Annotated in this window: 21 protein-coding genes and 1 riboswitch; of the genes, 15 read left to right on the top strand and 6 right to left on the bottom strand. The window is 53.4% G+C overall.

Features of this window, described 5'->3' with window-relative positions; translation table 11 throughout:
- The first annotated feature begins 3 nt into the window (after positions 1–3).
- A complete protein-coding gene (locus AAEZ03_RS17450; protein WP_105753637.1) occupies positions 4–474 on the top strand; it encodes a hypothetical protein in 471 nt (156 codons plus the stop codon).
- Between the two features lie 2 nt (positions 475–476).
- Positions 477–866 (top strand): hypothetical protein, encoded by a 390-nt coding sequence (locus AAEZ03_RS17445; RefSeq protein WP_105753638.1) that lies wholly within the window; start codon positions 477–479, stop codon positions 864–866.
- 1,133 nt (positions 867–1,999) lie between these two features.
- On the opposite strand, the gene AAEZ03_RS17440 is transcribed toward AAEZ03_RS17445, so the two are convergent.
- Positions 2,000–2,479, bottom strand: a complete 480-nt coding sequence (locus AAEZ03_RS17440; protein ID WP_106115698.1) for a 3'-5' exonuclease family protein — start codon at positions 2,477–2,479, stop codon at positions 2,000–2,002.
- A 466-nt stretch (positions 2,480–2,945) separates the two neighbouring features.
- On the opposite strand from AAEZ03_RS17440, the gene AAEZ03_RS17435 reads away from it, so the two are divergent.
- The 5 genes from AAEZ03_RS17435 to nhaA all read left to right on the top strand — a co-directional run bounded on the left by AAEZ03_RS17435 (position 2,946) and on the right by nhaA (position 6,410).
- Positions 2,946–3,281, top strand: coding sequence for a hypothetical protein (locus AAEZ03_RS17435; protein WP_096143182.1), 336 nt, complete (start codon positions 2,946–2,948; stop codon positions 3,279–3,281).
- A gap of 135 nt (positions 3,282–3,416) precedes the next feature.
- A riboswitch (Fluoride riboswitch) is annotated at positions 3,417–3,478 on the top strand.
- Positions 3,479–3,616: 138 nt separating this feature from the next.
- Entirely contained in the window at positions 3,617–4,000 is a 384-nt protein-coding gene (gene crcB / locus AAEZ03_RS17430) for a fluoride efflux transporter CrcB (protein ID WP_096143183.1), read from the top strand.
- A 10-nt stretch (positions 4,001–4,010) separates the two neighbouring features.
- On the top strand, positions 4,011–4,364 hold the full coding sequence (locus tag AAEZ03_RS17425; protein ID WP_096143184.1) for a DUF190 domain-containing protein: 354 nt from the start codon (positions 4,011–4,013) through the stop codon (positions 4,362–4,364).
- Between the two features lie 2 nt (positions 4,365–4,366).
- Positions 4,367–4,897 carry an inorganic diphosphatase gene (gene ppa, locus AAEZ03_RS17420; protein ID WP_096143185.1) on the top strand — a complete coding sequence of 177 codons (531 nt, stop codon included), beginning with the start codon at positions 4,367–4,369 and terminating at the stop codon, positions 4,895–4,897.
- Between the two features lie 310 nt (positions 4,898–5,207).
- Complete coding sequence (gene nhaA / locus AAEZ03_RS17415; RefSeq protein ID WP_106115699.1) at positions 5,208–6,410, top strand: Na+/H+ antiporter NhaA; 1,203 nt, start codon at positions 5,208–5,210, stop codon at positions 6,408–6,410.
- Positions 6,411–6,522: 112 nt separating this feature from the next.
- Here nhaA and AAEZ03_RS17410 read toward each other — a convergent pair whose 3' ends face one another.
- From AAEZ03_RS17410 to AAEZ03_RS17400, 3 genes are all read right to left on the bottom strand, one after another.
- Positions 6,523–7,056 (bottom strand): NUDIX hydrolase, encoded by a 534-nt coding sequence (locus AAEZ03_RS17410; RefSeq protein ID WP_106115700.1) that lies wholly within the window; start codon positions 7,054–7,056, stop codon positions 6,523–6,525.
- A gap of 92 nt (positions 7,057–7,148) precedes the next feature.
- A complete protein-coding gene (locus AAEZ03_RS17405; RefSeq protein ID WP_106115701.1) occupies positions 7,149–8,000 on the bottom strand; it encodes a universal stress protein in 852 nt (283 codons plus the stop codon).
- Between the two features lie 11 nt (positions 8,001–8,011).
- Positions 8,012–9,499, bottom strand: a complete 1,488-nt coding sequence (locus tag AAEZ03_RS17400; RefSeq protein WP_096143187.1) for a SulP family inorganic anion transporter — start codon at positions 9,497–9,499, stop codon at positions 8,012–8,014.
- Positions 9,500–10,439: 940 nt separating this feature from the next.
- On the opposite strand from AAEZ03_RS17400, the gene AAEZ03_RS17395 reads away from it, so the two are divergent.
- Together AAEZ03_RS17395 and AAEZ03_RS17390 are read left to right on the top strand one after the other, a co-directional pair.
- Entirely contained in the window at positions 10,440–12,320 is a 1,881-nt protein-coding gene (locus AAEZ03_RS17395; RefSeq protein ID WP_096143188.1) for a DUF294 nucleotidyltransferase-like domain-containing protein, read from the top strand.
- Positions 12,317–13,036 carry a 3'-5' exonuclease gene (locus AAEZ03_RS17390; protein ID WP_096143189.1) on the top strand — a complete coding sequence of 240 codons (720 nt, stop codon included), beginning with the start codon at positions 12,317–12,319 and terminating at the stop codon, positions 13,034–13,036. The genes AAEZ03_RS17395 and AAEZ03_RS17390 overlap by 4 nt, the downstream gene beginning before the upstream one ends.
- 115 nt (positions 13,037–13,151) lie before the next feature.
- Here AAEZ03_RS17390 and AAEZ03_RS17385 read toward each other — a convergent pair whose 3' ends face one another.
- Positions 13,152–14,819: a BCCT family transporter gene (locus AAEZ03_RS17385; RefSeq protein ID WP_106115702.1), complete on the bottom strand. Its 1,668-nt coding sequence runs from the start codon at positions 14,817–14,819 to the stop codon at positions 13,152–13,154.
- 339 nt (positions 14,820–15,158) lie between these two features.
- Between AAEZ03_RS17385 and AAEZ03_RS17380 the strand changes: the two genes are divergently transcribed.
- Positions 15,159–16,613, top strand: coding sequence for a TrkH family potassium uptake protein (locus AAEZ03_RS17380; RefSeq protein ID WP_096143191.1), 1,455 nt, complete (start codon positions 15,159–15,161; stop codon positions 16,611–16,613).
- A 134-nt stretch (positions 16,614–16,747) separates the two neighbouring features.
- The gene (locus AAEZ03_RS17375) at positions 16,748–18,070 is read left to right on the top strand and encodes a chloride channel protein (RefSeq protein WP_096143192.1); all 1,323 of its coding nucleotides are present in this window, start codon (positions 16,748–16,750) and stop codon (positions 18,068–18,070) included.
- 2 nt (positions 18,071–18,072) lie between these two features.
- Here the strand turns inward: AAEZ03_RS17375 and AAEZ03_RS17370 are convergent, their stop codons facing one another.
- Positions 18,073–19,350 carry a DUF2254 domain-containing protein gene (locus AAEZ03_RS17370; RefSeq protein ID WP_096143193.1) on the bottom strand — a complete coding sequence of 426 codons (1,278 nt, stop codon included), beginning with the start codon at positions 19,348–19,350 and terminating at the stop codon, positions 18,073–18,075.
- A gap of 284 nt (positions 19,351–19,634) precedes the next feature.
- On the opposite strand from AAEZ03_RS17370, the gene AAEZ03_RS17365 reads away from it, so the two are divergent.
- From AAEZ03_RS17365 to AAEZ03_RS17350, 4 genes are all read left to right on the top strand, one after another.
- Complete coding sequence (locus AAEZ03_RS17365) at positions 19,635–20,003, top strand: hypothetical protein (RefSeq protein ID WP_096143194.1); 369 nt, start codon at positions 19,635–19,637, stop codon at positions 20,001–20,003.
- A gap of 61 nt (positions 20,004–20,064) precedes the next feature.
- Positions 20,065–21,237, top strand: coding sequence for a DUF3800 domain-containing protein (locus AAEZ03_RS17360; protein ID WP_106115703.1), 1,173 nt, complete (start codon positions 20,065–20,067; stop codon positions 21,235–21,237).
- A gap of 46 nt (positions 21,238–21,283) precedes the next feature.
- Positions 21,284–22,825, top strand: coding sequence for an LA2681 family HEPN domain-containing protein (locus tag AAEZ03_RS17355; RefSeq protein ID WP_203584171.1), 1,542 nt, complete (start codon positions 21,284–21,286; stop codon positions 22,823–22,825).
- A 67-nt stretch (positions 22,826–22,892) separates the two neighbouring features.
- On the top strand, positions 22,893–23,891 hold the full coding sequence (locus AAEZ03_RS17350) for a DUF4238 domain-containing protein (protein ID WP_197898210.1): 999 nt from the start codon (positions 22,893–22,895) through the stop codon (positions 23,889–23,891).
- The last annotated feature ends 34 nt before the right edge of the window (positions 23,892–23,925 follow it).

Genomic DNA, 23,925 nt, shown 5'->3' with positions numbered 1-23,925 from the left:
ATGATGTTCAGGATTAGCATGCAAGACCAGGCTGGCCCGGTGGGAATGTTTGGGGACGGTCTCGCTCATTTTCACGCCGTGTCACGATCTCTCGCAACGCATTGGTATCACGTCAGTCTCAAGCGCCGGCACGATGAAAGATTCATGGCTTATGAGGAGATGGTCAGCGATGAGCCTCGCCTCGTGGAGCTACTGATCTCCCAAGACGAAAGCATGGTCATTAAGGAAGTCCAGGTCGTCACCCCAGCCTGGATGAACAAAGGTTCGAGCTGGAAAATGGAAAAGCTGACCTCCTTGTCCATGGGGTTCAATCAGGTGGAAGTGCCGATCTGCGTTCTGCAGGTCGAGAGTGGTGATGTGTACGTCAATACTCACCAGCGTGACCTCGATATTGACTCCCTCGTTGGGTTGAAGGAGCTGTATCGCCGCAGTGTTGCAACCACCCAAGAACCTTCCGTATTTGGGACTGTGTAACCATGTCAGAGATCAACACCGTCGCGGTCGATTTGCACGTGAAGCGCTACTCAGACTTTGACCTTCTTCGCATTGCTAGGGCTGTGAACCAAGACTACGAAGGCCTGATCACCGCTTATCTCGTGAACGTACATATCCACTCGTGCAGTGCAGTCGGCGTCGTCTTTGGTCACCTTTGCCCTGGGCCACATCAGCGACTTGCGGATGGCCGTCTGATCCGGACGTCGGATATTCAATCTGTGAAGAAGGAAGGTAGGTTCTGGGTACTCACCACTGTCAACTCCAAGTACGTCATTGCGACGTTCAGGCGTGATGTTGGACGGCGTAGCCTGCGAGAGTTCATGCGTATTGCGGGCGACAGATATATGCCAACGCCTGATCGCCTCCAGTAGCATCTTGATCCTTGTTTTGGGCTTGCCCCGCCTTCGGGGAAGGGTGTCGTGAACCAAGCCCTGGACGAGCCGGATTTTGGCCCTGGCGGGCTTTCACCCTCAGGCCTCTCGCCCATCTAAAGCTGGCGCGCTCGGCTTGCGATCTTCATTGCTAAGCTCATCCGGCGGCTTTCAACCACTGATGAGTCCGGACACTATGGATCAGCACACCGAGTCCCTGCCTGAGATCGACATTGAGGAGTTTCGAGAGCGCTACTCGCATATGTAGACCCAGCAGTTGACGAGATTTATTGCGATCATGGGTGGAGGAACCTCCTAATTGCTCTCTGCGATATTCTTCAGGTCTACCTGAGGCGACATCCAGAGGTCACCCCTTTAACCGTCGCGCAGATCAAATCCAAATTTGGAGAGCTGCATTTTTTCTATGACGGGGGCGATGCCTACTGCAGGGGCGCAGTAGACGTAGCGATCCAACTTTCGACGAAAACCTGCTCATACTGCGGAGCGCCTGGAAAGCAGCTCGGCGGTGCATGGGTAAGCACACTGTGCGCGACTCATGACGGCAGCGGTGGCTCGAAGACTGCAGGCTGACTGGCTTGCGTCCCAATCATATATAAGTGCCTTAACTGGATGCCACGCTCCAGGGAGGGCAGACACTCCAGCCCAAGTCGGGAGCTCCGCGCACTGATTGCTCTGGCTGGTCGGCTGCACCGGTTGAGTATGTGGAATATTTATATTCAGGCGACATTTGTGTCGGTTTTGCGACCATATAAAATGCTCGCCCTTGAATCCGTTTTTCAAAATCGGAGATGTATATTTTGAACTCAAAAGAAAAGCAGCGTTGCCTGTGCCTACCTGTTTTTCACTTTGGAAATCAGGCTGGTTTGCTGGTCGCTTTTTTCATTTGATCCTTTCGATCTGATAGCTTTTTTAGCTCACTCCCAAGCAGATACCATCGCTTAGGGGTGCCCCTCCGCACCTTGTAACCTGCTCGTCAATTTGGGGCCGCAGGCCCCGGCTCGTTTTTGCCAACAAAGCCGAGTTTTTAAGCTTACTTTTTTGTGGTCTGTACGAGATCTGTTGTGATCAGAGATCAAAAAAGTCCAGCGAATCAGCAAGAGGCATAGCTCCGTCTAACCCGCCCAAGCTCCATCGGGATTCCCTCGGCTCACGGATGCAAACATGCCGGCGATAATCCTAGCGTCGAGCAACGCGTGGTGAGGCAGCTCTTCACCCTCGCTAGTCGGAGAAAGGGTCGTTGCGTCAGTAGGGAAATTACGAACGATTCTGGGCCATCGTCCGCCCTCATATACCAGGTCGCAAAAAAGCTCCCAATCGTACTGAGGGGCATCAGTGACGATCTCGACCTCCTTTTTGAACGACGTCAGAAACCTGAGCAGCGACATCCTGGCTTCAACAATGGGCAATGCGTAGCTCCCACCCCACAGCTGCGGAAGCACGATTTCCTTTACGAAATCACTGCAGTCTTCTTCTTTCCAAGCATCGAGCAATTCCACGTAGAATTCGCGCCCATCCTCAGCCACCAGTGCGAGTGATATCAGCTTCGCAGCCGCTGAGAGCTTGGTAAACTCACAATCAAGAAAGACCCTCACCTTGTTAGAACTCCGTAATGACTAGGGCTCGCTTGGATATGGCGCAGGAGGGGCAGCTATGGGAAATGGCCCTCGAGCATCTTGGCTCAGACGGACTCCTCCAAGCGGTCATAGAAATGTGGAGCCGCGCCGCCCCTCCACCCAGACCATTGGTTGAACACCTGTCCACCAATGAGGTGAGTCAGGAAGTCTTGAGCATACTGAAAATTGCCCAGCAGCGGGTAGGTGCCATCGTGCCAGGTCGAACGCCTGATGCAGGCACAGTCACGCTGTACGCTCGTCACGCTAGCAACTTAGTTGATGGGCTCATTACACTGCTGCCAAAGGTGAAGCTTTCGCAAGCCTTGAGAGGCTCTTGTCTTGAAATCGAACTGGGGATTTGACGTCCGCACAGGCTCCACGAATACCAGTCAGCAACAATCCTATTAAAACTTGCCCAGCGAAATGCGTCCTTTTGAGATGTTCTATGAGCTCTGATTTAACTGAAGAAGAAATGCGTCATGCCCTTTTCGGCACACCTCAGCCAGAGGAGCAAGTTTCTACGCCGCTAGTGCCGGAGCCCGTGGAAGAAGTTGTGCTCGCCAAACCGCTGGTCGCTCCAGCAGCGAAGAAGAAAGTGGCAAAAGCATTTACGCCTAGGCTGAAGGTCACGCTTCGGGTTGGAAACGAATTCGAGGGGAAGATGCATGAGTTTATCCACGAGGCCGACACGTTGAGCTCGTTGCTTGCTGAGCAGGAGGCTGTGAAGGCTGCTAGGAAAAAGTACAAGTATGTGGAAGTGGTATCGGTTAAATCGATGTAGACGCGCCAACTAATCTGGTTGGGCGAAGGGGCGACCCCTGCCTGGATCATTGATCAACCAGCTTGCCTGGCCGAAGGGGCCTTCAGATCGCTCGCGTGTAGCTGCTCTTGATGCCATTGGCGCTGATGCTATAGGATCAGAACAGGAGATGGCATTCCTCCTTTAACCGCCTTAGAGCTGATGATGCCTACGTGAACCCTGGACAGGGTGCGTAGGTGTGTCTCCCTGTCCTCCAATTAAGGACAGGCTATGATCTTATTCTTCGAGTTTCCCTTTTCCTTCAGCGCGAGCTGCTTGCCAGTTAGTCCACTCAGATCTGATGAGGAGGACTCTGCGTGCTGAAGTCATTATTCGTCATTGCCGTTGGCGCTTCACTTGGAGCCTGGTTGCGCTGGCTGTTGGGCATGAAGCTGAATGCTCTTTTCCCGACGATCCCGCCAGGTACTGTGGTCGCGAACATGGTTGGGGGCTACATCATCGGCCTGGCCATCGCCTTCTTGGCCGCTTCTCCCACCCTCAGTCCAGAGTGGCGTCTCCTTATCATCACGGGTTTCTGTGGTGGGCTTACCACCTTCTCTACATTTTCAGCCGAAACGGTTGCCTTGATTCAGGAGGGTAGACTGGTTTGGGCGCTCGGCTCAATTTCGTTGCATGTCTTAGGCTCGTTAGCGATGACCGCTGCCGGGCTTCTGTCCTACCAAATGATTGGTACTCGCTGAGGAGATAGAAATGAAAGGCTATATGGTCGTTTTCTTCACCCAACAAAACCGTCGTTATCAGGGAAAGATGCTAGGCGAATGGATCGTCGACGTGGCTAAAGAAATGGGGTTGCGAGGCGCCACGCTCTGCACCGGAATCGAAGGGTTTGGGCACACAGGAAAACTGCATTCATCGCACTTTTTTGAGCTGGCGGATCAACCCACGGAGATTCGCTTGGCCATCACGGAAGATGAGGCAGAACGATTGTTCAAACGATTGGACTCTGAGGAAATATCGGTATTTTTCACGAAGACGCCAGTCGAGATGGGCACCCTTGGAAAAACGCCCTCCAGCTCAACACCCTCCACAACTTCGGAGCTATGAACATGAGCTACGCGGACATCCCAGCTGGCAACGCCATCCCCGATGACTTTTTCACCGTTATCGAGATTCCTGCAAACCACTCGCCGATCAAGTACGAGGTGGACAAGTCGAGCGGACAAATTTTCGTTGACCGCTTCCTCAGTACACCGATGTTCTATCCGGCCAACTACGGGTTTATCCCGAACACGCTGAGCGACGATGGCGATCCGCTGGACGTCCTGGTGGTTTGTCCATATCCCGTCTCACCTGGAGTTGTCATCCGCAGTCGCCCGGTTGGTGTGATGTACATGACTGACGAAGCCGGAGCCGATGCCAAGGTGATCGCAGTGCCTCATGAAAAACTCAGCTCCATGTACATCGACGTAAAGGAGTGCTCAGACCTCCCTGCGTTACTCCTCGCCCAGATCCAGCACTTCTTCGAAAACTACAAAGCATTGGAACCGGGTAAGTGGGTGAAGATGGGCCGCTGGGGCAGCGCCGATGAAGCGCGGGAAGAGATTCGCAAGTCGGTAGCTGCGTATATCCCCAAATAGGCTTACTCCAGATTCAAATGCCACTGTCATAGGATCGCGCTGAGGTGCGTGCATTTATGCTGGGCCTAAGTTGCTCCAATCATCAAATATCCGAGGAGCCACACGCCTGTAAAGAAGGATCGATGCTCGCTCGCCTAGTGAGGCTATGTGCTTGGAGCGCGCTCCTACGTTTCATGAGCGAGCCCGTGCCTGGGAACACACTGAAGGCTGATTAAGGCTCGGTGTAAATCGTTACAGGCTATGTGCCCTGCCGCGCTGGTAAACCTCGGATGTTAAAATAATCGCTTTGGATCAAAGCGCAAGGACACTGATGACTCATAGTAGAGCTCCCGCAGAAACCCCTAGAGCAGCCGCGATTCTGGCTCGCTTCCTATCGTCGGAATCCGCTGGCGGTCTTGTACTGATGGGCGCAGCACTCGCGGCCCTAATCGTGGCGAACTCGCCTCTCTCGCAAGGTTATTTTGCCGCCTTGCACAGTGTCTGGTTGGGCATGTCTGTGGAGCATTGGGTCAATGATGGCCTCATGGCCATCTTCTTCCTGATGGTCGGCCTAGAGATCAAAAGAGAGGTTCTGGCAGGTGGGCTTTCTACTTGGGGCCAGCGCGCCCTGCCGGGGTTTGGTGCTTTAGGTGGCATGGTTGTGCCTGCGCTGATCTACATCGCAATCAACTGGGGTAATTCTGAGACTTTGAAGGGGTGGGCTATCCCAGCCGCTACCGACATCGCATTCGCCTTGGGCGTCTTGTCGTTGCTGGGGAGGCGAGTCCCTACGTCGCTGAAGGTCTTCCTCGCCGCCTTGGCGATCATTGACGACCTGGGTGCTGTAGTCATCATTGCCTTTTTCTACACCTCTGGTCTTTCCATGCCGATGTTGCTGGCATCGCTTGCAACCTTGGCCATTCTGATCGCAATGAATCGATTGGGCGTCAGACGATTGTTCCCGTATCTGCTGGTAGGTGGTGTGCTGTGGTTCTTCGTGCTGCAATCGGGAGTGCACGCCACCCTTGCGGGTGTCGCTGTAGCGCTGTGCGTTCCAATGGGTAAGCCTGAAGAGGAAGCCCGGTCTCCACTGCTGTTCCTAGAAGAAAAGCTGCATATGTGGGTAGCGTTCGCTGTGGTGCCGATTTTTGGCTTCGCCAATGCGGGTGTTTCATTGGCCGGTATTTCGATGGAAAACCTAGTCGATCCGGTTCCGCTGGGTGTTGCGCTCGGCTTGTTGGTGGGCAAGCAGATTGGCATCTTCCTATTGGCTGCTCTGGCCATTCGTATGGGCTTGGCCAAACTGCCGGAAGGCAGCAATTGGGCACAGCTTTACGGCGTTGCGCTCTTGTGTGGCATCGGCTTCACCATGAGCCTGTTCATCGGAAACCTGGCGTTTGCTGGATCAGCTCACCTGATCGATGAGGTAAAAGTCGGCGTGTTGATTGGTTCGACCCTGGCTGCAATCGGTGGAGTCCTGATTTTGCGACGCAGCGCTGCGCCCGCCATTGTCGCCGCCACGGTTTCTAAATAAGCGTAAGCGAGCCGGCCACGGAGTTTCTCCCTGACAGAAATCCTGTGGCCGGAACATCGTCTCGCGAAGCGAGGTCATCGTGCTTTACGCCACAAGTTGCTGAAATATCCCCTCAAAGGCTGATTGGCGGCATCAACTCGGACGCGACTTTTTTCAGCATGAACGTTTCGCGCTGAATTGACTGCCCCATCGATAACTCCTGACGCTGCATCACGGCTTCGTTGTGCGATATTGCCTCATACAGGTTGATCCAGACGGGCCGCATTCCATTAGCGATTTCGTGGTTTTCCATTCTTACGGGCTCTAGCTGGGGCGCTACTTCGCATTGATAAAAATGCGAGGTCATGTGCATCAGATCGTACTGCGGCTTCCAGTAGGGCCGGTACTCCTCGATGTAACCGTAGTGCTGGAGCACCTGTATTTCACGGGCACCAGTCTCTTCCTCAAGCTCACGCTTCAAGCCTGTGACAATGTCCTCGTCACCATCAAGGCCGCCTCCAGGAAAGCTGAAGTCGTTATAGCGCTCGGTGAACAGCAACAGGATCTGTTCATTCCGCATCACGATGCCGCGTGCTGCATGTCGACGGAATACTCTGCCCTGTTTGGATTTCAGATCGGGGTGAACAATTTCAGTTATGAGTTGCATGTGGTCTCGTTACGGCAAGATCAGTTAGTCATCGTCCTGGGTGGCCACGGTATTTCCGCAGCTCTGGAAATACTGTGGCCAGTGGAACCGGCTCAGCGAAGCAGCAATACGGGTAAAGTGGATGTTCGCAGCATCGTCGTGGTCGTGCTGCCCACCAGAAACTGCCTGATGCGTGAGTGCCCGTACGCCCCCATAACCAGGAGGTCAATGCCGTGCTCTGCCTGATATGCATGAAGTGCCGACTCCACTTCGCCTGGGCGGATCTCGACATGCACTAGCAGGCCAGAAGAGGAAAGTGTGATTCGTGCTTTCTCCAACTCATTCTGGTTTTCTTCAGAGTCCGTACCAACCATGACGATATGAATCGGCAGGCCTTCGCACAGCGGGCTTGAAGCAAGCATCTGCACGGTCTTGTGGCCTGTAGCGCTACCGTCGAATGCCACCATGATCGTTTCAGGTTTCCTGAAATGGCTGGTTGTAATCAGGATGGGGCGGTGGATAGTTCGGACTACCGCTTCAATCTGGCTGCCAAGACTTTGGGCACTGCGCGTGCTGTCCTCTCCGACTCTTCCGATCACCAGTAATCGAATATCGTTTTGGAGATCGCTCAGGCTCTCGACTAGATGTCCATGGCGCTGCTTCAGATCAGGTGACATGGCGCCAGAGATGATTGTTCGCTCGCGAGCTTTTTCAAGCATGTGCTGACCATGCTCCAAGGCCAGTTTCGCACGCTGCGCATCCAGCGTGGCCAACTCTTCCAGTAGATGTTCTCTGCTACCGAGACCGATATTGCCGCTGAGGTCAGCGGATGCAGGATATTTCTCCTTATCCAGCACATGAAGCAAGGTCAGGGGGGCGCTGAGTCGCTGCGAGGCCCATGCTGCGTAATCGCAGACCGCCAATGAGGATTGTGAGTTATCAATGCATGCCATTACGTGGGTCATTGTCGTTCTCCTTAGTGGCTCATGAGCTTGTCGATGGCACCGGGTTTGTCATGCACGCCGAAGCGGTCAACGATTGTTGCGCTGGCTTCATTGAGACCGAGCACTTCAACCTCCGCGCCTTCACGGCGGAACTTGATCACGACCTTATCCAGTGCTGCGACGGCGGTGATATCCCAGAAATGCGCCTGTGTGAGATCGATGGTGACTTTGTTGAGAGCTTCCTTGAAGTCAAAAACTTCAGTGAACTTGTCCGCAGAGCTAAAGAACACTTGGCCCACGACGTGGTAAGTCCGATGCGATTCCGTCTCTTCCAGAGTGCTCTTGATATCTAGGTAGTGCCCAACTTTATTGGCAAAGAACAGCGAAGCCAGCAACACACCTACCAGTACGCCATAGGCTAGGTTGTGAGTGGCTACGACGACCACGACGGTCGCCACCATCACGAGGTTGGTCGACAGCGGATGCTCTTTCAGATTACGCAAAGAATCCCAGCTAAAGGTGCCGATGGACACCATGATCATCACAGCCACGAGTGCCGCCATAGGGATTTTGGAGAGCCATTCGCCAAGAAATACCACCATCAGCAGCAGGAAAACGCCGGCACACAATGTCGAGAGACGGGTGCGGCCACCAGATTTCACGTTGATGATCGACTGGCCGATCATGGCGCAACCTGCCATGCCGCCAAGCATGCCGGCAGCGATGTTGGCCACACCCTGGCCTTTGCACTCGCGGTTTTTATTGCTGGTGGTATCGGTCAGATCGTCGACGATGGTCGCGGTCATCATTGACTCGAGTAGACCCACTACGGCCAAGGCAGCCGAGTACGGGAAAATGATCCGCAGGGTTTCAAAATTCAGCGGAACTTCAGGCCAGAGGAAGATCGGGAGCGTGTCAGGCAGTTGGCCCATGTCGCCTACAGTGCGGATATCCAAGCCGAGGTAAATGGCGATGGCAGTCAGTGTGAGGATGCACACCAACGGTGACGGAATCAGCTTGCCGATCTTCGGTACGTATGGGAACAGGTAGATGATCCCAAGGCCCACTGCCGTCATGGCATAGACGTGCCAGGTGACATTCGTAAGTTCCGGCAACTGCGCCATGAAAATCAGGATCGCCAATGCGTTTACGAAACCGGTGACTACCGAGCGTGAAACAAAGCGCATCAGTGATCCCAGCTTCAGGTAGCCAGCGAGGATTTGGAGTACCCCACAGAGCAATGTGGCTGCAAGCAGATACTGAAGTCCGTGCTCTTTAACCAAAGTGACCATGAGCAGTGCCATGGCGCCGGTGGCAGCCGAGATCATGCCGGGACGACCACCGACAAAGGCGATAACAGTACAGATACAGAAGGAGGCGTAAAGCCCGACCTTTGGGTCAACGCCGGCGATGATGGAAAAGGCGATGGCTTCCGGGATCAGCGCGAGTGCGACCACCAGCCCCGCAAGCACGTCGCCACGGACATTGGAAAACCACGTTTGTCTAAGTTTTTGCAGCATATAAATATCCAAGGCAAAGCATCGCGCACGCCAAAGGAATGGCGAGCGAACCGATGCAAATTCAAATTTTGAGGATTTTTTGCTGTGTGCTTAAGGTGTAGAACCAGGCGTACAGCAGTGCGCACCCGCGAGCGAGGCTAGCGGAAGCAGGGTGTTGCGAGGGGGCGTAGCGCTAAGGCGGAGTAGGCTGCCAGTAGATCGTTTGGAGTACAGTCATGCGGATGTTCCTGTAGCTCAGGGTGTATGAAACGTAGACAGCATACAGGGGAACTGGTGTCGATTGCGACCCGCCTCTCCGCTTTTCATATGTTGAGTCTGAAGACAAAGCTCGTCAGAGAGCACGTTTTTGAGTGTCAGCACTGGCTGTCAGCCAACGTCCCCAGGCCTCCTGCCGTCCTCCGATCCAAAAGCGACATTGGATCAGTCGCTGGCGCGCTAAGAAATTCTACCCACGCCTCGTAAGCCAGTTTATGGCGACGGACGGCGAGGAGCCACTCTGAGCCTTCTGACTGACGCGCCGAGACAAGCATCATTAACATAGTTGTAGCTGCATCGAGTTCCAGCAACAGCTTATGGGATTGGAAACGACATTCCTCGGCGTCAGTCATAGATCGGCATGCCCATTAGGTGGTGCGGATTTAACATCGTTATTAATGTCATTGTGGCATTATTTTGAAGCTCGCGTCCGCTCTACCAAGAACACTGAGGTCGAAGTGCCATATGGTAGAAAGCAAAGTGATGTTACTGCTGGATGAGGGTGAGCCCATCGTCGTCGAGAGCTTTTAAAAGGCTTGTTTTGCAACAATCGCTAACCACCCACTCGACTTGAATATCTAAATCTTATAATCCGATAGGAAGCATCTGATAGGCTTTTAGGGCGATTAGCAACTTTCAACGTACGCCTTTTGGCGATCTTTTCCTTCAAGCATACCGAGGTTCCATGCAAGCCGAGATGCAGGAGATCAGCGACCATCTTTATCGATTCGCCCCGTTTGATCAGTTGCCAAGAGATACGGTAGATGCAATGGCACGGCGAGTTGATGTGCGTTACTTCAAGGCTGGCAGCGACATCCTGGAAGCGGGTGCAGTGATCCATGATTTGCACTATGTGCGCAGCGGAGCAGTGGAGATTTATCGACGCAACGGTGAACTCTATAACCGGCTTGTCGAAGGCGATATCTTTGGCCAAGCAGGGCTTTTACGCAGCAACAAAGTCCGCTTTCCTGCGAGAGCACTTGAAGACAGCCTGATTTACTACATCCCCGCCGACGTCTTTGCCGATCTATGCGCACAGCATGACGCCTTTGCGGATTTCGTTGAAGCTGAAGGGCACTCCAGGCTGAAGTCTGCCGTCGAGGCACAAGGGCGGTCGAGCGAACTGATCCAGCTCAAATGCCGAGCCTTGCTGTCACGCTCGTTAGTGTGGGTTACGTCGGATACCACCGTTCTCGAGGCTGCAAGGCTAATGACAGAACAACGCGTTGCTTGTGTCGTGGTCATGTCGCCAGCGGGACTGCAGGCAGGAGACACCCAGGGCATTGTGACCGACAGAGATCTTCGCACGCGGGTCGTCGCTGCCGGAAGGAATGCCGGCGAAACGCCCATCAGCGCCGTTATGACTACAGAACCAGTGACCATAAATGCTGATGATTCAGGCTTTGAGGCCATGCTTGTCATGCTACGCCGCAATATCCATCACCTGCCGGTTCTCAACCAGGGCCGCCCAATTGGCGTAATTAACCTGTCAGATATTATTCGGTACGAGTCCCATAGTAGCTTGTACTTGGTCAACAGAATATCTAACCAGACGTCAGTTGACGGCTTAAAGTCGCTCTTACGAGACCTACGAGGAACGTACATCCGCATGGTGCGAGATGGCGCGACCGCGCACATGATCGGCAGCGCTATCTCTGGAATCGGCAGGGCTTTCACGCAACGCCTGCTGGAGCTTGCGGAAAAAAAACTTGGCCCTCCACCAGTACCTTATTGCTTCATGGTACTGGGCTCCATGGCGCGCGATGAGCAACTGCTGATAAGCGATCAAGATAACGCCTTGGTGCTTGATGATCGATTCGATCCCTCCTCGCATGACGCATATTTCCGTAGCCTTGCATCGTTTGTGTGCGATGGCCTCGCCGCGTGTGGGTACAGCTACTGTAAGGGCGGCGTCATGGCGACGAACGATCAATGGCGCCAGCCTTTGAAGGTTTGGCGCAGCTATTTTGATCAGTGGATCGAGAAGCCAAACCCGACAACCTTACTCAACAGCTGCATCTTTTTCGATCTGGATGGAGTATTTGGTCAGCTCTCGCTGGTGCAAGAACTCAAAGTCCTGTGTGCTCAAAAATCCAGTCTACATCCCGGATTTCTCAACGCCATGGCAAGGATTGCGCTCAACCGGACACCCCCCCTGGGATTCTTTCGTACCTTTGTCGTCGAGACAGATGGGCAACAGAAGAGAATCATCAATCTCAAAGGTCGCGGTACCGCACCGCTCACTGACCTCATTCGCATCCATTCGCTAGCTTGCGGCAGTACCGCGCAGAACTCGTTTGATCGTATCGATGCAATCACTAGCGCTAATATCATGCCGCCCGAAGCACTTAAGCACCTGCGCTATGCGCTGGAGTTCCTCTCCATGGTGCGGATCCGGCATCAGGTAGAGGCGCTCGAGCAGGGAGAAACGCCCAATAATTATGTCGAGCCTGAACGCTTCTCTAATAGCGAGCGACACAATCTCAAAGAGGCCTTCCAGGTCTTGAGTAACGGCCAGAATTTTTTGCGCTTCCGCTACCCGCCGAAGGGCCGTACCTCAAAATGAATGGGTTTAAGGTGGAACCGGATTACCCGCCGAACTGGCCAGCCATGTTTCGGGAATTGGAGCAGAAGGCGGCTAATTCTTGCTTGGGTACGTTTTATCAGGCCGGCGTCGTCTCACCACACACCCTGATTGAAAGCGTGCAATTTCTTGCGATGGATATGGAGACAACCGGGCTCAATGCCCAAGATGACAGTATTGTCAGCATTGGTTTGGTGCCGTTCACCTTAAAGCGCATCTATTGCAGCAACGCCGCGTATTGGGTGCTAAACCCATCATCAGAACTGAGTGAAAAGTCAGTCACCTTCCATCACATTACCCACGCGGAGATTTTGAATGCTCCCTCGCTCCCTGAAGTTCTGGAGCCACTTCTGCAGGCGATGGCTGGCAAAGTGATTGTCGTCCATTACCGCAATATCGAGCGTGAGTTTCTTGATGCAGCACTGCATAGGCACCTCGGAGAAGGCCTGAGTTTTCCAGTTGTGGACACTATGCAATTGGAGGCCAGGATGCATCGGCAAAAGCAAAGTTGGATTGCTAGGCTCATGCGCCGCCCGCAAACATCCATACGTTTGGCCGACAGCCGCGCACGCTATAACCTTCCAGCCTATCAAGGGCATCATGCGTTAACCGATGCCCTCGCTACCGCTGAGCTGCTACAAGCGCAGATAGCTACCCACTATTCACCTGAGACACCAATTGGTGCGCTATGGGACTGATGCTCTGCGCTCTGAGCGCGGTCGCTCGACATGCCTCGGATAGGAGGCTCCTCAGGAGCCTCAACAATCTGTCAGAAGATCTCCATGGTTCCAGCAGTCGCTTTCCGTATAGCCGCTAGCGGGGCTCGGACATCAGTCCTTTAACAAGGGATACGCAACCCAGCGCCAATACGAGTGCGAAAGGCAGGCCCGTAGATACCGCCATGGCCTGCAGTGCCACAAGACCGCCGCCTAGCAGTAGCGCAATGGCAATCACTCCCTCTATGACAGCCCAAAATACACGCTGCGGAACAGGCGCATCGACCTTGCCCCCTGCTGTAATCGTATCAATGACCAGGGAACCAGAGTCCGAGGAGGTGATAAAAAACACAATGACGAGAACAATGCCCAGGAACGAAGTAATTTCCTTGAGGGGTAGTTCTCCCAGCATCGCGAACAGCTTCAGCTCCAACACAGCATCCTTGACGCCAACCAAGTTTTGTACGGTGGCCTGGTCAATGGCAGTCCCGCCAAAAGTCGTCATCCACAATACCGATACCACGGTTGGAACCAGCAAGACCGAGATCAGGAACTCTCTGACCGTTCGGCCACGGCTGACGCGGGCAATGAACATCCCCACAAAGGGAGACCAGCTAATCCACCATGCCCAGTAAAATGCAGTCCAGCCTTGAGTGAATTCAGCGTCAGTGCGTCCAAAAGGGTTGGAAAGTGCCGGAAGGTACTCAGCATACGTCACCAGATTTTTAAAGAACCCAGTGAAGATCGCCAAGGTGGGCCCAACAACAATGATGAACACCAGCAGTAGCAATGCGAGGCCCATATTGATCTGAGAAAGCATCTTGACGCCCTTGTCCAAGCCAGCGAGTACCGACCAGAGCGCGATTAAGGTGATACCAACGATTAGCACTACCTTGCTTAGATTCGTGGACTTAATACCGAAGAGGTATTCAATCCCTGCTGCTGCCTGCTCTGCTCCTATCCCTAAGGAGGTCGCCAGTCCAAATAAGGTGGCAAACACCGCCAAGATATCGATCATGTGTCCTGGCCATCCCCAGACGCGCTCGCCTAGCAATGGATAGAAGATCGACCGTATAGAGAGTGGTAAGCCTTTGTTGTAAGAGAACAGCGCTAGGGATAAAGCAACAATTGCGTATATCGCCCAAGGATGGAGCCCCCAGTGGAAGATAGTGGCAGCCATTGCCAAGTCGGCGGATGCCTTAGCATCGCCCGCTGCTCCCCCTAACGGTGCCCAGTCAGTGCGCGCACCACTTGCATCGAGGGTCACACCGCCCATGGATGCCTGATAATGCGACATGGGTTCGGCCACGCCGTAGAACATCAAGCCGATGCCCATTCCCGCAGCGAAAAGCATGGAGAACCAGCCCACATAGCTATGGTCTGGTTTGGCATCTCTACCTCCCAAGCGAACCTTTCCCAGCGGGGAGAAAATTAGCGCGATGCAGAGCACCACAAATATGTTCGCGATGCTCATGAACAGCCAGGCGAGATTGCCAGTTAACCAATTTCGAATAGCGCTAAACAGCGGCTCAACCTCATTCTGAAGTGCGAGCGTCATAATCACGAATAGCAAGATCGTGGCGGATGAGATGATGAAGACTTTGCCGTGAATATCGAGGGAGAACGAATACTCGCCCTTGATATTGTCTTGCCCGATGACATAGTCGGTGTCGATTAGATTGGCAGCTCCGCTAGGAGCAGGAATGCCATCCTCACTGGTTTGATGAGGTTTTTCCGGTAGATCATCGCCAGGTGATCGGCCCATGAGAGCCTCCTTGGTTGTGGCACGCTATAACGTGCAATGGCCGTTAGCCCCGCTGTTCCTATGGTAAAAACGAGATATAAGAATCCTATCCTAACAAGCTTTCCAAACTTCTGGTGAACGCCGCTTGAATCAGCGCCACGAAAGCAGGGCTCCGTTTTGCCCTGACAATCAAAGGATGCGCATACGGTTATGTTAATAAAAAGCCGATATGCCCTTGTGATTCTGGCGGCATACTGCCGTCCCTTTTCAGTGAGGTCGCGATTTTTTTACGCAAAATTTACACGCATTGAATCTTAGCCATCGGATACTTCGCGGCGGTGATTTTGGCAGGCTAACCTCATGTCCTCCGCTGTACTCAGGCTTGTCGGCTTCATCTTAGGTATCTTTTTAATCACGCTGGCTGTGAGCATGGCTATACCCATGATCACGCTGGTTGCCTATGAGCGTAGCGATGACCTGTCGGCCTTCCTCTGGTCGAGCTTGATTACCTTCATCAGTGGCCTCCTGTTGATAGTGCGAGGCCCCCCAGATCATGCCCAGCTTCGTCCTAGGGATATGTACCTGCTGACGACCGGTAGTTGGGTTGTGGTGTGTACCTTCGCGGCGCTGCCGATGGTGTTCATCAGCAACATCAGTTACACCGACGCTTTTTTTGAAACGATGTCCGGCATTACAACCACGGGCTCAACTGTCTTGAGTGGTTTGGATACCGCTTCACCTGGATTGTTGATCTGGCGCTCGATGCTGCACTGGCTAGGTGGTATCGGCTTCATCGGCATGGCAGTGGCGATCCTTCCACTGCTGCGAGTGGGTGGCATGCGCCTCTTCCAGACAGAGTCTTCAGACTGGTCGGAGAAAGTAACGCCGCGTTCACATGTGGCAGCCAAGTACATTCTCTTTCTTTATTTGGGGCTGACTGGCGCCGGGGCATTAGCACTTTGGATCGCTGGGATGACGGCGTTTGAAGCGGTCAACCACGCCATGTCGTTGATCTCTACTGGTGGATTCTCTACTTCGGACGCCTCGCTTGGGCATTGGACGCAGCCAGCGATTCACTGGATAGCCGTGGTCATCATGATTCTGGGCAGCCTGCCGTTTACCCTCTATGTCGCGACATTGCGCGGCAATCGACGTGCGCTGCTCAAGGATCACCAGGTACGCGGGTTTATTGGTTTCCTGATTGTTACTTGGCTAGCGGTGGGGACATGGCTGTGTTTTCACAGCGACTACGGATGGTGGGATGCCTTTCGTATCGTGGCCGTCAATGTGACCTCGGTCGTCACAACCACAGGAGTTGCTGTAGGCGATTACACCTTGTGGGGCAGCTTCGCGGTCTTGCTTTTTTTCTATCTGACCTTCGTCGGTGGGTGTTCAGGCTCAACAGCTGGAGGCCTTAAAATTTTCCGTTTCCAGGTTGCTGGTGCTCTATTAGTGAGTAGCCTGAAGCAGTTGATCCACCCTCGTGCAGTGATTCGAAAAAAGTACAACGGCCATCCAGTTGACGAAGAAATCATACGGTCGCTTTTGACTTTCTCATTTTTCTTCACAATCACGATTGCAGTGATCGCCCTAGGACTCTCTCTGATCGGGCTAGATTGGACGACAGCATTGAGCGGAGCTGCTACTGCAGTGTGCAACGTGGGGCCAGGCTTAGGCACAATCATCGGGCCTGCTGGTAATTTCTCGTCATTACCTGACGCTGCAAAATGGTTGCTTACCATTGGCATGCTGCTGGGGCGGCTGGAGATACTCACCGTCCTGGTACTCGTAACACCGGTTTTTTGGAGGTATTAGTCCTATCAATGAATAGGTGAATACCCATGGGCGTAAAAAAAGCCTGTCGAGCGGCTCCGCCAAAGCTGTTTGGAACGAGCTGCTTATTTGGTTAGTCTTGCGGTCAATATGGCGACTTCAAGGAAGCCCTTCGGGTGATCAAACCGATAATGCTGTTACGCCGAGGCTTCGCGTCAATGCGCTGGCGCACCAGGGTCACGTTATGGATTGCGGCAACCATTGCCGGCCTACTGGTGGTGGCTTTCGCAAGGCTGGCAGACATGGCACTGGCGCAGTTTGCTCAACAGACCGCTGAGCGAGCGTGGCTACCTTTTATTTACACCCCACTGATCGGCATGCTCGTAGTCTGGCTGACAACGCGCTTTTTCGTGGGCGCCCAAGGCAGCGGAATTCCTCAGGTAATCGCAGCAACACGACTTGCACGTCAAGGTAAGCCCATTAACAGACTGGTTTCACTGCGCATTGCTTTTGCCAAGATAAGCCTTGGAACTCTAGCACTGACCGGCGGTTTTTCGGCGGGGCGTGAGGGGCCCTCAGTTCAGGTTGCGGCATCCATCATGCACTTCTTTCACCGTTTCTTGCCCAATGCGCGAATCGTACGCAGCGAGGATCTTATTCTGGCGGGAGGTGCAGCGGGTATTGCGGCAGCATTCAATACGCCCCTGGCAGGGATAGCATTCGCGGTAGAAGAGCTGGGACGCAAGCTGGAAACCCGTACCAGCGGCGTTCTTCTTAGTACCATCATCCTATCTGGGATGGTTGCCATTGCCTTGCAGGGAAACTACAACTATTTCGGTCACTTCGGCATTCAGGACATCAACCACGACATAGTCGTCCCGGCATTAGTCATAGGGATTGGATGTGGGCTATTGGGTGGTTTGTTCAGCCGAATGTTGTTATGGCCGCAGCGGCATCCACACTTGATCATCTGGCAATGGCGGCGACTGCACCCAGTGTGGTTTGCCGGCATTTGTGGATTTGTCGTCGCTATATTGGGTTGGCTGAGTGGTGGAATGTCGTTCGGTAGTGGGTACGGCATTACCTCTCAGGTCATCGTATCTGATGTAGTCCTGCCATGGCACGCCCCTGTTACCCGCTTCCTTGCGACCGTAGTGACCTACTTCTCTGGTATTCCAGGAGGTATTTTCGCGCCCTCGCTCGCTGTAGGAGCCGCAGTCGGTGCCAATACCGCAGAGCTATTTCACTTGGCCGCTCAGCCCACTATTGCACTCTGCATGGTTGGTTTTCTGGCTGCCGTTACTCAGTCGCCAATCACCTCCGCAATCATTGTGATGGAGATGATTGATAGCCACAGTATGGTGATCAGTCTCATGGCGGTAGCTTTGATCGCCAAGGCTGTCAGCTCAAGAATGGGGCCTGAGTTGTATCAGCAATTGGCGCGAGGCTTTCTCGAAAACGCAGAAGCGGCCACTAAGCCGAAGAATCCAACTCAATAAGCCTACCGCGTGATCGTTCTAGCCAGTGAGCTCAGTTGATCCTTCTCATGCTGCAGCGCTAAGGTGGTCTCTGCACGAGTGATCAGAAGATCCACGTGCCTGTAGCAGGCATCTTTAAAGATCGCTGGGTTTATTTCAGCGAGACTGATGAGGGCTTTCAACAGACGCACGTTAACTTCCAGCAAAGCTGCGCCGTCCCTACTGATCGGAGCAAAGAAATCATCGAACAGATCATCAACCGTCAACCCTCGGAGAAAGATCTGTTTACAGCCTTGGTCTGTATGCGAGCTCGATACGTTAGGCTTGCTCCAGCAAGTTAAAGTTCTCACTCCCCGGCCAATGACATCAATGGCTGTCCCTGGGTCGTTCACCGCAGGCGATAAGGCGCGAGAAGCGATTTCCGAGAGCACACAAAGTCCGAAGCGTGGATCATTTTCAAAGGTTCGACGGACGCCGAAGGTTAGGGTCGCTAGAACCTTCTCTCTTGTAGTATCGGTATCACCGCCCCTCGTGTTGCCCAAGCTCACAATGTGGAGCAGTGGCATTCCTTCGTGCACAAATGTCCCCGGAAGCACCTCCAGATAAATCTGTATTTGATCGTCCTGCGCGATGGCTCCAAGTGCGCTCACATCAATATGTTGCACATAGCCTGTTAGCTCACTTTTGACCGTGATTGCGCCAGGAGGTAGCGAAAGATTGGTCGGGTAAGCTGAACCGCCTAAGTATGGCCACTGAACTCGTTGAGTGATTGCCGTTATCGCAGCCTTCTCGACGCGGTCGATGGTTTCTCCCACCCGTCCGAGTTTTGAGAGGTGATCGATCCAGCGCAAGAGGGTGTAAACGATCAAGATCACCACAATTATCGTCACTGCGAACAGCAACACCCGACCTTGCGTGCCATAAGCCCCCGTGCTCAACGCGATGATCCCTACCAGGCTAAATAGGAATGAACCTATAAACGTGGCAAGGGCATTTTGGGTCGTCGTGTCTTCCATTACCAAGGTGGTGGCGCGCGGTGTCACTCCGCTGCTCGCGGCCCCATAAGCGGTGACCATTGTGCTCAACGAGAAGGTTGTGACGGCCAGCATGCTGGAGGCAATGATCCCCAGAATTTTGTCTACGGCATCTGCGCCGATGCGCGCTGGCAATGACTCCGGAATGAAGTCTTTGAATACAACAGCGAGCAGAGCCGTGGCCACCCCTAGAAGGGAGAATAGGGAGGCTCTGAACCACAGCCGTTTGGTGAGTTGATTCGTTATCCAGCGCCAACGAGCAATCATGTGCAATCCTTCAGTTACTACGTCAATTGAACGCCGGGCGGCGCAGAAGTTTATTCGTAATGTCGATGGTAGTTCGCGCCCCAGCTATCAACTATATCTTCTGGCCTTAGCAAGGTTTCAGGCAGTTTTAGGTACACCACAAGGGGAGATGTAATCAAGGTCGGTTGGCAGCGGCTAGCTGGCAGCTCTAATTCCTGAGAGCACGAAAGCAGATGACTCAGCTCGTGATGGCTTTTAGCCTGGCTGCGAGCTAGATTACGAGCTTTCTACGATCAAGGAAGGGTATGAAAAAGCTCATCGCAGTAATGGGGATGTGTGTCGCACTTGGCGGTTGCGCTACGTCCCACTACACCGCAGGACGAGACTTTCCGTCGGCCAGTGTTGCGAGCATCACCAAAGGCAAAACGACGACTACTGAGTTGAAGTCCCTGTTTGGTGAGCCCTACGCCAAGAGTGCTGTCAGCGAGACTGACGAGAAGTGGATCTACACCTACACCAATGGCTCAGCCCACGCCCAAAGCTACGTGGTCACCATGAAGGTAACGACTACGGGCACTCAGAAAACCCTCGACGTCTTGATCCGCAATGACGTGGTAATCAATTACACGTTCAGTGAAGGCCCCGCTCCAGGCACTACCACTGCGACGAACTAAGTTCGCCACCTTGCCATTGGGCGACCCACCGCGCTCAGTACGTTGTTGATGGAGCAAGCTCATGGTCAGAACATATGCCTTCGTGGATGAGTCCGGGAATTCCGACCTTGACACGTCAAAGGGAGGAAGCTCGAGTTTCTTCATCGTGTGTTCCATTCTGGTGGCAGAGAAAGACCTCGAAGCTGCTTATGCCCTAGCTGAAGCACTCCGCGAGCGTCATTTTCAAACAGGCGAGATCAAATCCAGCAATCTGAAGCCCAAAGATTCAGATCGCCGTGCCCGGATCTTGAACGAGCTGGCCGAGCTTCCATTCAAGCTCTATTTCACCGTCGTTGATAAGTCACGAATCCACAAGGATGGTGGCCTTCGTATCAAAACCTCCTTCATTAAGTACGTGAACGGACTGCTTTATGAGCGCCTGTTCAGCGCCTACCCTGATCTCCGGATGGTTGTAGATGAGCATGGTGGGCAGGAATTTCAGGAGAGTCTCAGAAGCTACGTTGTAGAACGGTTCGTTGACGACCTGTTTGGCGATGAGGATGCTTTCTTGACGATGTCCAGTAAGGACAATGTCCTTGTTCAGGTTGCAGATTTTTTTGCCGGCTCAGTGGCTCAGATCTACGAAGAAAAAGCATCGGAAGAAGCAGTTCTCGCCTACAAGAAGATCCTGCGCAGTCTGACTCTCGGAATGCTCGAGTGGCCATCCAAGTACCAGTCTCTCCTGCCTCCGCCGACGAATGAATCGGGATATGCAGACTACCAAGTACACCAGGAAGCTCTCCGCCAAGCAGACCGTTTTAGCGAGCGGGTTGGTGAGCACCCTGATGAAGATGAGCGCCTGCAGCTAAGCATCTTGCGTTTCTTGAGATTTCAGAGCGAATTCGTCACCAAGGACTACGTGTTGACTACGGAAATCATGGCCCAGCTAAAAGACAGCGGGCTCGGCGAGGTCAGCGGCCAGAGAATTCGCTCAAGTGGCGTTGCCAAGCTTCGCGATGCAGGGGTGATCATCTCTAGCGCGGTCAAGGGTTACAAAATTCCCCAAACACGAGCGGACATTAATGACTTCCTTGAGCGAGCGTCAGGCATCGTCGTCCCTCTACTGGAGCGCGTTAAGAAGGCACGCGAGATTTATCGGCTGAGTAGTCGGGGGGAATACGACATCGTCACTGCAGGCAACCTGACTGAGCTGGCCAAGCTGCTCACTGCCCTTGAAGCATTTGCGGATGATTAAGACATGCCACCATCGCTGATCTGTTCACCTTCAAAGGAGGCACCACATGTTGAGCGAGCTCTCAAAGCTGTCATCCAACCTCTGTTCCTTGGTGGATGCTGATCCCGCACTTGCAGTGCAACACGCACGTGAAATCGATCTAGATAGGCCTGATCGCGTTAATTGGATGTCCTTGCGTGCGGCCACACTGGTTAATGCCGGCGCTTCGCTTGGGCGCCGGGATGCAATCGATGAAGGAGTCGAGCTATACCGCGAGCTTCACGACCTGTACCCAACAGTAGATATCACCTACAACTTGGCAAATGGGCTCGTGGAAGCAGCAAATTGTGGCAGCGCTGATTCGGAGTGGGTAGATCATCAGGAGCAGACTCGCGCATACAGAGCCGAAGCTCGAAGGCACTACTGGAGGGTGGTACAGGATGTAAATGCCGATTTGGAGTTACGCACCCAGGCTTGGACTAACATCGCTAATCTGTTCGCAAAAACCTACCGGCTTTCTGAGGCTCATGACGCACGCCTTTCCGCATTGAAGGTTGATCCAACGAACGGCGTCGCCGCCTTTTGCGCGGCATTGGATCTAATGTGGCTTTTTAAACGTGGAGGCTGCTCAGAGCTAACCCACATGGAAGCCGTGATGCTAGCCAGGCAGGCGCTTCGAAATAAGGAGCGAATCCTCCAATACGCCGGGGCGAACGTAGTGGCCAAGGTTGAAGCGCTCGCCAGTGAGCTAAGCGATCCGCCATCTCGGTCTGAGCACACCGATCCATTCATCAGATGGGTGGAGGAGGAGCGTCTCACCCTTGCTCCAGCTGTCGAACTCGTCGATCCATCTTTGGGTAAGCTCGATTGGCTCACGCTCCCAGGTATTCTCGAGCGTGAGCCAGAAAAGGGAGTTAGCCCACCGCCACTGTTTGCTATGTTCAATATGTTGAAGAGCGATTTTTTGCTCGCCCGAGAATTAGCATGGCGTGCAAGAGACGAAAGCGTTTGGCCTAAGACAGGACAGTTTGCAGACACTCTTGACTATGCTCTATACGGCCCTGAAACCTCGGCACTTATACTGGCGCACCGGACAGCCCTTGACCTGCTCGACAAGGTAGCCGTAACAGCGAACTCCTATTTCGAGCTTGGGTTAGCTCCAAAAAAAGTGAGCTTCGGGAGGCTGTGGCGGGATCCCGAAGACAAGAAAACAGGTACTCGGCTTGTAGAGAAAGTTGAGGTGCTGATTCGGGCAGGCGTATACGCAATGTACGGATTGGCCGAGCTGGCAGAAGACTATAACGGCGTAGACGGAATTCTCCGCTCACAGAAAAATCTGCGAAATTCGGGTACACATCGATTCCTGGTGCTCCATGACCTTGGTGATCCCGCACTAGCGAGGCAGGCTCCGGAAATTGAGCATCTCAACCACTCAGATTTTGTCGACGAGGCTCTGGATGCCCTGCGAGTCGCGAGGTCTGCAATCCAGATGCTTGCACTGGCAATTTCTCAGCATGAGGAATTCCTGAGAAAGCAAGCTGATGGCCTTATTGGCACACTGATCGTTCCTGATCACAATTGGATTCGTGGTGAAGATGAGGAACCCTGATCCCTTGCTATGGAGCAGTTGGAGCATTCAGTCAGCGTCGTATTCTTTATTGATATCTAGGTGAGCAGTGAACTCTACTCAGCAAAAAAAACGCCATCACTTCGTTCCCAAAGCGTATCTCAAAGCGTTCGCGAATCAGGGTGGCCAAGTTCTCGTTTACCGTAAAGACAACCCTGGACGGGCGCTCCCTGCCAGGCCAGATACAACGCAGTTTGAGCGCTATTACTATTCGCAACCGCTACCCGAAGGCGGTCATGACAATAACGCCCTCGAGGACATCTTCTGTGAGGTAGAGTCCGCATGGCCAGTTCTCGTTGAAAGGCTGGCTCGGAAAGAGTCCATAAACGATGACATTGAGCCCTTCATCCAATTTGTTGCGCTTCAGCGAGCTCGTGTGCCTGCGGCGCGAGATGCGTTTGAGGCCGCATTTGCGGCAACCGTTAAGGACACGATGAAAGCGCTGGTGAGGAATGGAAAGCTCTCACCGCCACCCCTAGGTTTTGAAGACATCCTCGACAAGGTCGAGGTATCCATCGACCCTCATCAAAGCATTCATGCGATGCCTGGCCTTATCAAGAAGATCGGGGAGCTTTTCGATACGGTTGGCCTGGCCATTATCCATAACACATCAGACGTGCCGTTTCTCACAAGTGACAATCCAGTTGCTTGGTACGACCCATCAATCCCAATCGAAAGCCAGAATCCCTATGCCATTTCCCCTGATGGGCCGATAGCGATCCAGTTTCCCATCAGTCCCCACATGATGTTGTTTGGGGCTAAAGAATACCGAGAGCGCTACTGCGCGGAGGGGCTTATGCATGGTGAAATACCAGACGTTGAATGGGTACATTCTGTAAACACCCAAACCTGTCGCTTCGGCTATGGAGCTGTCATTGCCCAAAAGCCAGGACAGGAGGAAATGATTCAAGAGCATAGTGCGCTGTCGCCAGTGTTCGACCACTCCTCACTGGAATTCGGCGCCCAGACAGTCTCAATAGGTAGGTTCGTCTTCGGGTCACGAGTAGCCAAGCCAAAGTGGATACCTCACGAAGATGAATCAGCCTGAAATCGCGATCTATCCGTATAGTAAAAAAAACCAA

It is taken from the genome of Pseudomonas sp. HY2-MNA-CIBAN-0224, assembly GCF_040310285.1.
In the GTDB taxonomy this organism is placed as follows: domain Bacteria; phylum Pseudomonadota; class Gammaproteobacteria; order Pseudomonadales; family Pseudomonadaceae; genus Aquipseudomonas; species Aquipseudomonas helleri.
This window is presented reverse-complemented; position numbering and strand designations above follow the sequence as displayed.